The following is a 13,492-nucleotide window of genomic DNA, read 5'->3' as shown; positions in this document are numbered from 1 at the left end:
AACATGACAGACCAGATCAACTCCTCTAAAGCTCAAAAGATCCAAAAAATTAATGGCGTTCGCGGTATGAATGATCTCTTGCCAGCCGATGCTGCGCAGTGGACGCATCTTGAGCATGTTTTGCGTGATCTCACTCGCGCCTATGGCTATGAGTTCTTGCGCACTCCGATTGTGGAGGCAACTGCAGTGTTTCAGCGTGGCATTGGTGAGGTAACCGATATTGTTGAAAAAGAAATGTATTCCTTTGAGGATCGCCTCAATGGTGAGCAGCTCACATTACGACCTGAAGGCACTGCCGCTGTAGTTCGTTCTGTAGTTGAAAACAATTTGCTGTACGAAGGACCAAAGCGTCTTTGGTATACAGGACCGATGTTCCGTCATGAGCGTCCACAACGTGGTCGCTATCGCCAGTTTCATCAATTTGGTATTGAGGCGATGGGTTTTGCCGGACCGGATATTGATGCAGAAATTATTTTGATGGGTCAACGTCTGTGGGACGAGCTTGGATTGAAGGGCGTTCGTCTAGAAATCAATTCTTTAGGGCAAGCCCCTGAGCGTGCTGAGCATCGTGCTGCTTTGGTAAGGCACTTTGAAAAAAACAAAGAACAGCTTGATGAAGATTCGCAGCGTCGCTTATTGACTAATCCCTTACGCATCTTGGATTCCAAGAATCCAGCAATGCAAGATTTGATTGAGGGTGCTCCGAAATTATTGGATTTCTTGGGTGAAGAGTCGCTGAAGCATTTCGAGGCGGTTCAGGCTTTACTCAAGGCAAATAACATTCCTTGCAAGATCAATCCGCGCCTAGTTCGTGGATTGGATTACTACAACCTGACTGTTTTTGAGTGGATCACCGAAGAGTTGGGTGCGCAGGGCACGATTGCTGGCGGTGGTCGTTATGATCCTTTAATTGAGCGCATGGGTGGTAAAGCTACCCCGGCCTGTGGTTGGGCAATGGGGATGGAGCGCGTCCTAGAGCTCATGAAGGTGTCTGATTCCTTGCCAGAGCCTCAGGCTCAATGCGATGTCTTTGTGATTCACCAAGGAGGTGAGACCCTCACATCGGCCATGATTATTGCTGAACGCCTGCGCAATGCCGGTATCGACGTCATCCTCTTTTCTCCAGATGGTCAAACCGCCAGCTTTAAGTCCCAAATGAAGAAAGCGGATGCCAGCGGGGCGGCCTATGCTGTCATTATTGGGCCAGATGAGCTGGCTAAGAATGAGGCTCAGCTTAAGGATTTACGGGGTACTGGCGACCAGAAGGCGGTAGCCCTAGATAGTGTGGTGGAGGCGGTAATTGATGCCATAGTTGGCGCCACCGAATAGAATTAAGACATTAATGATTAATACTGTATTTATTAGCCTGGATTGACATGCCTTTAGACCTAGAAGAACAAGAACAATTAGATCAACTTAAAGCATTTTGGCAAAAGTATCGCAACCTGATTACTGCTGTCATCACCGCCGCCTTATTTGCCTATGCAGCCTATAGTGGATATCAATGGTGGCGCACAAGTCAGGCCGCTTCTGCATCTCAACTTTACGAAACAATGGTGACAGCAATTGGTAAGGCTGATAAAGATCAAACCTTACGTGCCGCTGATGATTTGCAAAAACAGTATTCAGGTACGCCTTATGCTGCAATGTCGAGTCTAGTGGCTGCAAAGATTGCTTCTGATGCAGGCGATTCTGCCAAAGCGACGGAATATTTGCGCTGGGCTGCCAAGAACTCATCTGACCAGGGCTACTTAGCTCTAGCTAAGTTACGCTTGAGTGCTCAATTAATTGAGCTTGGTACAGAAAAAGATTTAGCCGAAGCTGATGCGATTTTAAAAGATAAGCCTGTCGCAGGCTTTGAGGCATTGTGGCTAGAGCGACGTGGCGACTGGTATTTGGCACAAAAAAATACTGCTGATGCGCGTAAGAGTTATGAAGCAGCATGGAAGCAGTTGAATGATGCAAAAGAATTCCCTGAAGAGGCTCGCCGCCTTTTGAAGGTTAAATTAGACGCCGTCGGAGGAGTTGCTCAGTGATGATGGATTGCAAACGCGTCGCAAAACTAATAAGCACAGCTCTTGTATTGGGCTCTGTAGTAGTTGCTTTGGTAGCCTGCTCTGGTGGCTCGCGTGTACGCAAACCCGCTGAGCTTGTAACAGTTAGCAACCAGTTTGAATTGGCGCCAGTATGGTCAACCAGTATTGGCTCATCTGAACCCTTTAACTTTGACCCTGCAGTGGTGGGTGATGCAGTCTATGCAGCATCTCATCGCGGCAATCTTGTCAAAATTGATTTAATGACTGGCAACAAGCTCTGGGAAGTCTCTGTACCAGATCGACTTTCTATCGGGCCTGGGTCTGATGGACGCACTACTGTAGTTGTTACCACTAAAGGTGTTGTCTACGCCTACGACGATACTGGCAAGCCAAGCTGGAATGTCAATGTTGCCAGTGAAGTACTCTCTGAGCCTGTTGTTGCCGGTGGAGTTGTCATCATTCGTACGCTGGATAACCGTTTTATTGGTCTAGATGCCCAGACTGGAACACGGAAGTGGACTTATCAACGTCAACAATCAGCCTTATCTTTGCGTGTTGGTTATGGCATGCTCGCAATTGGCAATGAGGTGATCGTGACTGGATTTGCTGGCGGTCGTTTCGGCATGATTGCGATTGCCAATGGCGGTTTAGTTTGGGAGACTCCAGTTTCATTTCCAAAAGGGTTTTCTGAAATTGAACGTCTGAATGACGTGACTTCCAAGCCGAGTATGGTAGGCGAGACTATTTGCGCTGTTTCTTATCAGGGCCGCATTGGGTGTGCTCAGGCGCGTACGGGTAACTTATTATGGTTTAAAGATTACTCAAGCTTTACCGGGACAGCACAAAGCCCCGACCTTGTTTTTTCTTCAAATGAAAAATCCTATGTCACTGCATTTGCCGTAAAGGATGGCTCTCAGCTTTGGGAAAATACACAACTAACTTTTAGAGATGTTGGCGAACCTTTGGCCGTTGGCAAGGTTCTCCTCTTAGGTGATGCACAAGGCTATGTGCATGCACTATCACAAGCGAGTGGTGAAATGCTGGCCCGCATTCGTCATGACAGCAGTCCAATCACAGCCGCACCGATTGCGGTGAACGGCCTCATCTTGGTTCAGTCTCAAGGTGGAAAACTAGCGGCGTACAGTCCAAAATGAATCCAGTAATTACCATTGTCGGTCGTCCTAACGTTGGTAAATCGACGCTCTTTAATCGCTTAACGCGTTCACGCGATGCCTTGGTTGCGGACTTCTCGGGTTTAACTCGCGATCGTCACTACGGCAAAGGTCGCATCGGTGAGCGCGCATTTATTTGTGTGGACACTGGAGGTTTTGAGCCAGTAGCAAAGACCGGCATTGTTGCCGAGATGGCCAAGCAAACTAAACAAGCGGTTGCTGAATCTGACATCGTGATTTTCTTAGTTGATGGTCGTTTGGGTATGGCGCCACAAGACCGCGTGATTGCTGATTTCTTAAGCAAGACTGGTCGACCTGTCATCCTGGCAGTCAATAAAACAGAAGGGATGCAAGCTGGCGTTGTTACGGCAGACTTCTATGAATTAGGTTTAGGTGAGCCATTCCCGATTTCATCTGCTCATGGTGATGGTGTTCGTGGTTTGATTGATGACGCCTTGGATTCTTTAGGTGTTCCAGAGCCTAAGCCAGAAGAGCAAGAAAACGATCCTAATCGTCCAATGAAAATTGCGGTAGTGGGTCGTCCTAACGTTGGTAAATCTACCCTGATTAATAAATTGATTGGTGAAGAGCGCGTAATTGCATTCGATATGCCAGGCACTACACGTGATGCGATTGAAGTTCCTTTTGAGCGTAACGGCAAGCCATACATTTTGGTTGATACCGCTGGTCTGCGCCGTCGTGGCAAAGTATTTGAAGCGATCGAGAAGTTCTCGGTTGTCAAAACATTGCAAGCGATTGCTGATTGCAATGTCGTGATCTTGATGCTGGATGCTCAGCAAGATATTTCAGAGCAAGATGCGCATATCGCTGGATTTATTGTGGAAGCAGGGCGTGCATTGGTTGTCGCCGTGAATAAGTGGGATGGTTTGGATGCTTACGTTAAAAAGCGTGCACGTTTAGAGATTGCTCAAAAACTGCGCTTCCTCGATTTTGCAAACGTACACCCCATCTCTGCAAAAAAGGGCACTGGCCTGAAAGAGTTGTTTAAAGATGTTGATCTTGCCTATGCTGCAGCCATGGCGAAATTACCAACACCAAAACTCACTCGTATTTTGCAAGAGGCAATTGAGCATCAACAGCCTAAGCGAGTAGGTATGGGTCGTCCAAAATTACGTTATGCACACCAGGGTGGCATGAACCCACCTATTGTGGTGATTCATGGAACATCCTTGAGTGGTGTGACCGATAGCTATAAACGTTACTTAGAAGGCCGCTTTAGAGATGTGTTCAAGTTACGCGGCACGCCATTGCGTATTCAGATGAATACTGCCAAAAACCCCTATGTTGATGCGGACAAGGGTAAAAAAGGCAAAAAGAAGTAAAAAGTTAAAAATAGCGGTACAGTTTTGATATGGTTTAAGTATGTTTTAGCTAAGTTTTAGCTAGGGGGCTTGATTTTTGAGTATCAGACCCCTTATGTAGGAGGTAGACAGTAGTAGCGTGCAGTAGAGCATTTAATAAAAAAGCAAGACTCCCAAAAAAGAAGCAGCGAATAAAAATCAATAAGGAGCAGTATGAATAACAGCAAAATCCAATTACTACAGGATCCATTCCTGAATGCCTTGCGCAAAGAGCATGTCCCTGTGTCCATCTATCTTGTTAATGGCATTAAGCTGCAAGGCAATATTGAATCATTTGATCAGTATGTAGTCCTGTTGCGCAATACCGTAACGCAGATGGTCTACAAGCACGCTATTTCTACAATCGTCCCTGCACGTGCAGTGGAGTTCCGTACGGAAGAAGTTAGCTCTGTATAAAACAGGTGTAGATGCGGCGCGTGCCGTTCTGGTTGGGGTTGATACGGGCCGCGAGGATTTTGCGGACAGCATGGCTGAACTCAGCCTACTTGCCGACAGTGCCGGCTCTATACCCACTGCTAGTGTGATTGCTCGGAAGGGCAAAACCGATCCTGCTTTATTTATTGGCTCTGGCAAAGCAAATGAAGTCAAAAAAGTGATGGAAGAGCAAGGTGCTGAATTAGTCATCTTTAATCATCCCTTATCCCCAACTCAGCAACGCAACCTTGAGCGTCATATTGGTTTTCATGTGATGGACCGCACAGGCCTGATCTTGGATATCTTTAGCCAGAGAGCACAAAGTCATATTGGTAAAACTCAGGTTGAGCTAGCCCAAGTACGTTATCGCATGTCTAGATTGGTGCGAGCTTGGAGCCACTTGGAGCGTCAACGAGGCGGTATTGGTGTTCGTGGCGGTCCTGGCGAAACCCAGATGGAGCTCGATAGACGTATGTTAGCAACCAAAGCTAAGCGCTTGGAAACGGAGTTGGAGAAGCTCCAGCGCCAGCAAAGAACCCAAAGAAGAGCCCGTAATCGCAAAGATGTCTTTTCTGTATCTTTGGTTGGATATACCAATGCGGGTAAATCCACCTTATTTAATACCCTTACAAAAGCAGGGACTTATGCCGCCGACCAGCTGTTTGCGACGTTAGATACGACCTCCCGGAAAGTCCATTTGGATGGCGTAGGGTCTATTGTGGTCTCTGATACGGTCGGCTTTATACGTGAATTACCCCATCAATTGGTGGAGGCATTTAGGGCGACTTTGGATGAAACCATCCATGCGGACTTGATTTTGCATGTCATAGACGCCTGTAGCCCTGTAGCCAGGGAGCAAAAGGCTGAAGTAGAGGCGGTTTTGAGGGAAATTGGGGCGGATGACATCCCTCGAATTGAGGTAATGAACAAGATTGACCAGATGCCCCAGACCTTTACGGAAGGGGCTGTCTTGGTCCGAGATTCCGAGGGAATCCCGAGCCAGGTTTTCCTTTCCGCTAAGACTGGCCTTGGCCTTGATTTATTGCGTTCAGCGCTGGCTGAATGCTCCCAAATGACTGATAGAATGAGGGTCGAGCAGAATCGCGCTAAGGTCCAAATGGATCCAGACGAGTTTTTAGCTCCTTTACCCGAACGACCAGAGACTTCCGAATTTAACCCACTTCCTAACCGAAAATGTTCACCAAACGATGCGTAAATTTCTTGAGCTGTTCTCGGTCAATGATCCAGGCTGGGGCAATAGTCACCCAGGCAGCGGATCTAAAGATGCGAAAGAGGGTCCAAGTTCTGACCAAAATCCTAAAGTCGATCCGGCTAATCCGGAGGCTGATAAGCCCGTTGAAACTCAACCGCAGAATCGGCCTGCACGACCAGATGGTCCTCCAGACTTAGATGAACTATGGCGTGACTTTAATGATCGCCTGGGTGGATTATTTGGTGGTAAGAAAAAACCAGGCGCATCTAGCAGACCCGCAAATAAACCAAACAGCAGCGACATTCCCCCTCCATCCCAGCGTGGCAATGGTGGTGGCAATAATGGCGGTGGTGGCATGAGTGCACCTAATTTCAATTTCAGTAACCCCTTTGGCTCCAGACCTAGTGTGATTCTGATTGCTGGTGGCGTGGGATTGGTATGGCTTTTGAGTGGCTTTTACATGATCCAAGAGGGTCAGTCTGGGGTGGTGACTACCTTCGGGAAGTACTCTTACACGGCTGGTCCCGGTATTAACTGGCGCATGCCTTGGCCTGTGCAGGCTGAGCAAACCGTGAATGTCTCAGGAGTGCGTTCTGTAGAAGTGGGGCGCTCACTTTTGATTAAGGCGACTAATCAAAAAGACACCTCAATGCTGACTGAAGACGAAAACATCATTGATGTGCGTTTTGCGGTTCAGTACCGCTTAAAAGATCCAACAGATTATTTATTTAATAATCGTGACCCTGATATGACTGTAGTCCAGGCCGCAGAAACTGCAGTCCGTGAAATTGTTGCGCGTAGCAAGATGGATACTGTTTTGTACGAAGGCCGTGAAAAGATTGCGATTGATTTGGCTGCCTCGATACAAAAAATTCTAGATAGCTATAAAACTGGTATCTACGTTACAAGCGTGACCGTACAAAACGTTCAACCTCCAGAGCAAGTGCAAGCAGCATTTGATGATGCTGTAAAAGCAGGGCAAGACCAAGAACGTCTTAAGAGTGAAGGTCAGGCATACGCTAACGACATCATTCCTCGCGCAAAAGGTACTGCTGATCGACTCATTCAAGAGGCTGAAGGTTACAAGGCTAGGGTGGTTGCAACTGCAGAGGGTGATGCGAATCGCTTTAAGCAAGTTTTGACTGAGTATGCAAAGGCGCCTGGTGTAACTCGTGACCGTATGTACATTGATAGCATGCGCGAGATGTACAACAATGTTTCCAAAGTGTTGGTCGATACCACTAAGAGCAACAGCATGCTCTATCTACCCTTAGATAAGATCATTGCGCAAGTGAGTGCTGAAAGCGCGCAGGTTGCTGCTGGTCAGACCTCGGCTTCTACACCTACCGGATCAGTAACAGTGGGTGGCGCGACAGGTAACCCAGCCGCCCCATTTAGTAACAACGCAACTAGCCCAAGCTCAAGTAATGCGCCGAGCATTGGTGCTGCCGAAAAACGCGACGGCTTAAGAAGCCGTGATAGAGGGGATGCAAGATAATGAACGCAAATCGTCTCTTAGCTGCTATCGCTGGTCTGATTGCTCTCGGGTATGTGCTGGCTTCCAGTATTTTTGTTGTAGATCAGCGCAACTTTGCTGTGGTGTTTGCTTTCGGGCAAATTGTTAGGGTGATTGAGCAGCCTGGTCTGCAATTGAAATACCCAGCACCATTTGAAAATGTACGCTTCTTTGATCGTCGTATTTTGACGATTGATACCCCCGAAGCTGAGCGCTTTATTACAGCTGAAAAGAAAAATCTCCTAGTTGACTCTTACGTTAAATGGCGAATTGTTGATCCTCGTAAATTCTTCGTCAGCTTCAAAGGTGACGAACGTTTAGCGCAAGATCGCATTACACAATTGGTGCGTTCAGCGCTAAACGAAGAGTTCACTAAGCGAACTGTCAGAGAGATTATTTCGGATCAACGCGAGCAGGTAATGCAGGGTATTCGTAAAAAAGTAGCTGATGATGCTTCTGACATTGGTGTTGAAATCGTCGATGTGCGCCTCAAGCGTGTTGACCTCTTGGCTGAAATTAGTGACTCCGTATATAGACGTATGGAAGCTGAACGTAAACGCGTCGCCAACGAGCTACGTTCAACTGGTGCTGCGGAATCTGACAAGATTCGAGCAAACGCCGAGCGTCAACGCGACACCATTTTGGCTGAAGCTTATCGTGAAGCCCAGAAGATTAAGGGTTCTGGTGATGCAAGAGCTACTGCGCTATATGCAGAGGCATTTGGGCGTGATCCACAGTTCGCACAGTTCTACCAAAGTCTTCAGGCTTACCGTAGCTCATTCAAGGATAAGAGGGATGTCATGGTGGTCGAACCAAATGGTGAGTTCTTTAAGTTCTTACACAAGAAAAATTGAGAGTGAATATTTCAGATCATGAATCGTTGGTTGCTTCCTGAAGATATTGCCGATGTTTTACCGGCTGAGGCTCGAAAAGTAGAGTCTCTGCGTCGTGCCATTCTGGATTTGTATCAGTCCTATGGCTATGAGCTTGTTGCCCCTCCGATTCTGGAGTTTTTAGATTCGCTGCTCACTGGCACTGGTTCAGATCTCAACTTACAAACCTTTAAGTTGGTCGATCAGCTGTCTGGTCGTACATTGGGTCTACGCGCTGATATGACTCCACAAGTTGCTCGAATTGATGCGCATTTACTGAATCGCCAAGGTGTAACCCGTCTTTGCTATGCAGGCTCAGTTGCACATGCTCGTACACCTGTTGGCAGCTCAGCTCGTGAAGAGTTACAAATTGGCGCTGAAATTTATGGCTGCGCAGGATGGGAGGCTGATTTTGAGGCGGTCACCTTGCTCTTGCAGACTTTGGCTGTTGCCGGTCTAAATAAGGTGTATCTAGATCTTTCTCATGCAGGTGTGCTCGAGGGCATCCTTGATGGGCAAAACTTGGATAGGGGTGATATCGAAACTCTTTATGGCTTATTGCAAAGTAAAGATCGTCCACGTTTAGCGATTTGGGCTAAATCTTTACCTGCTAAATCAGCCGAAGCCTTGATGGCGCTTTCTGAGTTGAATGGCGCTTGTGCGCAAGTATTGGCGAGCGCTAAAAATGCACTGTCGAAACACCCCCTTATTGACGATGCCCTAACTCAATTAGAAAAGCTAGTTGCTGCAACTGCCGCACTACCCAATGATGTTGAGCTTAGTATTGATCTAGCAGACTTACGCGGTTATCAATATCACAACGGCGTGATGTTTGCGGCTTATGTCGATAAGTTGCCTCAGCCCATAGCTCGTGGTGGTAGATACGATCATGTTGGTCAAGCATTTGGACGTCCTCGTCCTGCGACTGGTTTTTCAATGGATCTATTGACCTTGGCTAATCTAGCGCCTGCTGCGCAAAGAAAGTCTGCCATCGTAGCGCCCTGGATTATCGATGCAAGCTTAGCTAGCAAGATTGCTGAGCTGCGTCAGGCTGGTGAAGTGGTTATTCAGGCAATGAATGGTGATGCCGTAGAAATCGCTGAATATCTTTGTGATCGAGAGCTAGTAAAGCAGGGCAGCTCATGGGAAGTAAAAAAGAAGTAAAGCTTCATTAATAACGTACTAATTCTGTAATTACCTTTTGGATTTTATTATCTCTTCAAAGCAACAAGCTCATGGTCGTAACGCCGTTGTCATCGGCACCCAATGGGGTGATGAGGGCAAAGGCAAAGTAGTAGATTGGTTAACGGACCATGCTCAAGCAGTTGTACGTTTTCAGGGTGGACATAATGCTGGTCATACCTTGATCATTGGCGACAAGAAAACTATTCTACGTTTGATTCCATCTGGAATCATGCACAAAAATGTTATTTGCTACATTGGTAATGGTGTAGTGCTCTCTCCAGAGGCGCTCTTTAAAGAGATTGGTGAGTTGGAGGCTGCGGGATTAGATGTTCAGTCTCGTTTAAAGATTTCTGAAGCAACGACATTGATCCTTCCGTATCACGTAGCGATTGATCATGCTCGTGAGAAAAAGCGTGGTAACGCTAAGATTGGTACGACCGGTCGTGGAATCGGACCAGCTTACGAAGACAAAGTAGCTCGTCGCGCTTTACGAGTTCAAGATTTGTTTTATCCGGAAAAGTTTGCAGCGCAATTGCGTGAGAACCTGGAATATCACAACTTCATGCTCATCAACTACTACGGCGCTGAACCAGTCGACTTCCAAAAGACTTTAGAAGAAGCCATGTCCTATGCCGAGCGCATTAAGCCCATGGTAGTTGATGTCTCTAGCGCTTTATATGCAGCAGAGCAGGCGGGTCAAAATTTATTGTTCGAAGGTGCACAAGGTACTTTGCTTGATATTGATCATGGCACTTATCCGTATGTGACTTCAAGCAACTGCGTAGCAGGTAATGCGGCTGCTGGATCTGGCGTTGGTCCAGATTCATTGCAATACATTTTAGGCATTACTAAAGCCTATTGCACACGTGTTGGTGCTGGCCCATTCCCAAGCGAGCTGTATGATTTTGATAATCCAGCTAAGCAAGATCCTGTTGGTATTCGTTTGGCTGAAGTTGGTAAAGAGTTTGGCTCTGTTACTGGTCGCCCGCGCCGCACCGGTTGGCTAGATGCTGCCGCGCTCAAGCGCTCAATTCAAATCAATGGCCTGTCGGGCTTGTGTATCACCAAGTTAGATGTATTGGACGGCTTTGAGACTATTCGTCTTTGTGTTGGCTACGTGCTTGATGGTCAAAAATTAGATGTATTGCCACGCGGCGCTGAAGCCGTTGCGCGCTGTGAACCGATTTATGAGGATTTCTCAGGTTGGAAGGGAACTACTTTTGGTATTCGTGAATGGGACAAACTCCCAGTAGAGGCACAGAAGTTCCTGCGTCGTATCGAGGAAGTTGCAGGAAAGCCGATTGCTATGGTCTCAACAGGACCAGAACGTGATGAAACGATTCTTCTGCAACATCCATTCAAAGGTTAATAAGCTATTAGCAATTAACTTTTATTTATTTAACTTACCTATTTGCTCCGGAGTTTATAGATGACTGCACGTACACAATGCAATAGCCTACAAGTGGCTACACCCTTATATCGCTTTATTGAAGATAAAGTTTTGCCTGGTACTGGTATTAAAAGTGCCGATTTTTGGAAGGGTTTTGACGAGATCGTTAAAGACCTCACTCCAAAAAATGAAGCATTACTGGCAAAGCGTGATCGTTTGCAGGCGGATTTAGATAAATGGCATCAGGCTAATCCCGGCCCAATTAAGGATATGCCTGCTTATCGCAAGCATCTTAAGGAAATTGGTTATCTAGATGAAGTGCCGGGAAAAGTTTTAGGCACTACCAAGAATGTCGATGATGAGCTAGCTCTCCAAGCTGGCCCACAATTGGTCGTTCCAGTGCTTAATGCACGCACGCACTGAATGCTGCAAATGCTCGCTGGGGCTCTTTGTATGATGCGCTCTACGGCACTGACGTTATCTCTGAAGAAGATGGCGCAACTAAAGCAGGTGGCTATAACCCAATTCGTGGGGCTAAGGTCGTTGCTTTTGCTCGTCAATTCTTAGATCAAGCTGCACCGCTAGCTAAAGGTTCGCATGCAGATGCTACCGCTTATGCAGTGGATGGCAATAAGTTAGTTGTCAGTCTTAAAGATGGTAGCAAAACAGGTCTTGCTGATGAAAAGCAATTTGTTGGCTATCAAGGGTGATGCCGCTGCACCTTCTTCAGTGCTTCTGCGTAATAACGGCGTGCACATTGATATCGAAATCGATAAGACTAAAACGATTGGTGCAAGCGATGCTGCTGGCGTTAACGATGTTGTGCTCTAAGCCGCTCTTTCTACTATTTTGGATTTGGAAGATTCGATTGCAGCCGTTGATGGTGACGACAAAGTTGTTGCCTATGAAAACTGGTTAGGTATTCTCAAGGGTACCTTGGTTGAAGAAGTGAGCAAAGGTGGAAAAACTTTTACTCGCACCCTCAATCCAGATCGTAAATACAAGGCTGGCATTGGTGCACTTGATGCAAAAGATGGCGTAGTCACCTTGCACGGCCGTTCTTTATTATTCCTTCGTAACGTTGGCCACTTGATGACTAATCCAGCGATCATTACTGGCGATGGTAAAGAGATTTACGAGGGTATCTTGGATGCAGTGGTTACTGTACTAATCGCCTTGTACGACATCAATCGCCCAGCAACTCAAGCAATCGGCAATACCCGTAAAGGTTCCGTATATATTGTTAAGCCAAAAATGCACAGCCCGGAAGAAGTTGCTTTTGCTGGCGAACTCTTTGGCCGTGTTGAGAAGTTGCTTGGCTTGCCTGCAGACACTGTGAAGCTTGGCATCATGGATGAAGAGCGTCGTATGAGCGCCAATATCAAGGCGGCAATTGCGGCTGCGGGTGCTCGTGTAGCCTTTATTAATACTGGCTTCCTCGACCGTACTGGTGACGAAATGCATACAGCAATGCATGCAGGCCCAATGATGCGTAAGGGTGATATGAAGACCAGTAAGTGGTTGTCTGCTTATGAGCGTCGTAACGTTCTGGCTGGTTTAGATTGCGGCTTGCGTGGTCGCGCCCAAATTGGTAAGGGTATGTGGGCAATGCCAGACCTCATGAAGGCGATGGTCGAGCAAAAGATTGTTCATCCAAAGGCAGGTGCAAACACTGCTTGGGTGCCTTCACCTACAGCAGCAACATTGCATGCTTTGCACTACCATCAGGTTAACGTAGCGCAATTGCAAAAAGAGATGGAGCAGTTAGATACAGCTGCCGAAGCTGAAGCATTGATCAATGATTTGTTGACGATTCCGGTAGTAGAAAAAGCCAACTGGTCTAAAGAAGAGATTCAGCAAGAATTGGATAACAACTGCCAAGGCATATTAGGTTATGTTGTGCGTTGGATTGACCAAGGTGTTGGTTGTTCTAAAGTGCCGGATATTCATAACGTTGGCTTGATGGAAGATCGCGCAACATTGCGTATTTCTAGTCAGCATATTGCCAATTGGTTATTGCATGGCATTGTGACTGAAGCTCAGGTGAATGAGACTTTGCAGCGTATGGCTAAAGTAGTTGACGGCCAAAATGCTGGTGATCCTTTGTATCAGCCTATGATGCCAAATTACAAAGACTCTTATGCCTATAAAGCTGCAAGCGATCTCATTTTCAAAGGTCTAGAGCAGCCCAATGGTTATACAGAGCCTTTGCTTCATGCATGGCGCTTAGAAGTGAAGAAGGCTCACGCTTAAATCTTCATTTTTTGCCTCAAATAGAAATGGATTTGTCGCAAGGCAAGTCCATTTTTCTT

At 46.8% G+C, this 13,492-nt stretch carries 10 protein-coding genes and 1 pseudogene; all 11 read left to right on the top strand.

Annotated elements, in window-relative coordinates:
* Nucleotides 1-3: 3 nt before the first annotated feature.
* The 11 genes and pseudogenes from hisS to DXE44_RS05250 all read left to right on the top strand — a co-directional run bounded on the left by hisS (nucleotide 4) and on the right by DXE44_RS05250 (nucleotide 13,433).
* Nucleotides 4-1,329 carry a histidine--tRNA ligase gene (gene hisS / locus DXE44_RS05300; RefSeq protein WP_114653207.1) on the top strand — a complete coding sequence of 442 codons (1,326 nt, stop codon included), beginning with the start codon at nucleotides 4-6 and terminating at the stop codon, nucleotides 1,327-1,329.
* Between the two features lie 47 nt (nucleotides 1,330-1,376).
* Nucleotides 1,377-2,036, top strand: a complete 660-nt coding sequence (locus DXE44_RS05295; protein WP_114653205.1) for a YfgM family protein — start codon at nucleotides 1,377-1,379, stop codon at nucleotides 2,034-2,036.
* A complete protein-coding gene (bamB, locus tag DXE44_RS05290) occupies nucleotides 2,036-3,190 on the top strand; it encodes an outer membrane protein assembly factor BamB (protein ID WP_114653203.1) in 1,155 nt (384 codons plus the stop codon). Before DXE44_RS05295 ends, bamB begins: the two co-directional genes overlap by 1 nt.
* Nucleotides 3,187-4,551: a ribosome biogenesis GTPase Der gene (gene der, locus DXE44_RS05285; protein ID WP_114653202.1), complete on the top strand. Its 1,365-nt coding sequence runs from the start codon at nucleotides 3,187-3,189 to the stop codon at nucleotides 4,549-4,551. Before bamB ends, der begins: the two co-directional genes overlap by 4 nt.
* A gap of 192 nt (nucleotides 4,552-4,743) precedes the next feature.
* Nucleotides 4,744-4,986 carry an RNA chaperone Hfq gene (gene hfq / locus DXE44_RS05280; protein ID WP_114653200.1) on the top strand — a complete coding sequence of 81 codons (243 nt, stop codon included), beginning with the start codon at nucleotides 4,744-4,746 and terminating at the stop codon, nucleotides 4,984-4,986.
* A complete protein-coding gene (gene hflX / locus DXE44_RS05275) occupies nucleotides 4,946-6,220 on the top strand; it encodes a GTPase HflX (RefSeq protein WP_269460671.1) in 1,275 nt (424 codons plus the stop codon). The genes hfq and hflX overlap by 41 nt, the downstream gene beginning before the upstream one ends.
* A complete protein-coding gene (gene hflK / locus DXE44_RS05270; protein ID WP_114653198.1) occupies nucleotides 6,213-7,715 on the top strand; it encodes an FtsH protease activity modulator HflK in 1,503 nt (500 codons plus the stop codon). The genes hflX and hflK overlap by 8 nt, the downstream gene beginning before the upstream one ends.
* Complete coding sequence (hflC, locus tag DXE44_RS05265) at nucleotides 7,715-8,587, top strand: protease modulator HflC (RefSeq protein WP_114653196.1); 873 nt, start codon at nucleotides 7,715-7,717, stop codon at nucleotides 8,585-8,587. Before hflK ends, hflC begins: the two co-directional genes overlap by 1 nt.
* Nucleotides 8,588-8,605: 18 nt before the next feature.
* Nucleotides 8,606-9,769, top strand: coding sequence for an ATP phosphoribosyltransferase regulatory subunit (locus DXE44_RS05260; RefSeq protein ID WP_114653195.1), 1,164 nt, complete (start codon nucleotides 8,606-8,608; stop codon nucleotides 9,767-9,769).
* Nucleotides 9,770-9,818: 49 nt separating this feature from the next.
* A complete protein-coding gene (locus DXE44_RS05255; RefSeq protein WP_114654360.1) occupies nucleotides 9,819-11,159 on the top strand; it encodes an adenylosuccinate synthase in 1,341 nt (446 codons plus the stop codon).
* A gap of 60 nt (nucleotides 11,160-11,219) precedes the next feature.
* Nucleotides 11,220-13,433, top strand: a pseudogene (locus DXE44_RS05250) (malate synthase G).
* Nucleotides 13,434-13,492 lie beyond the last annotated feature (59 nt).

The organism is Polynucleobacter necessarius (genome assembly GCF_900095175.1).
GTDB lineage: Bacteria > Pseudomonadota > Gammaproteobacteria > Burkholderiales > Burkholderiaceae > Polynucleobacter > Polynucleobacter necessarius_I.
The sequence above is the reverse complement of the archived record's forward strand: the minus strand, read 5'-3'. Positions and strand labels throughout refer to the sequence as shown.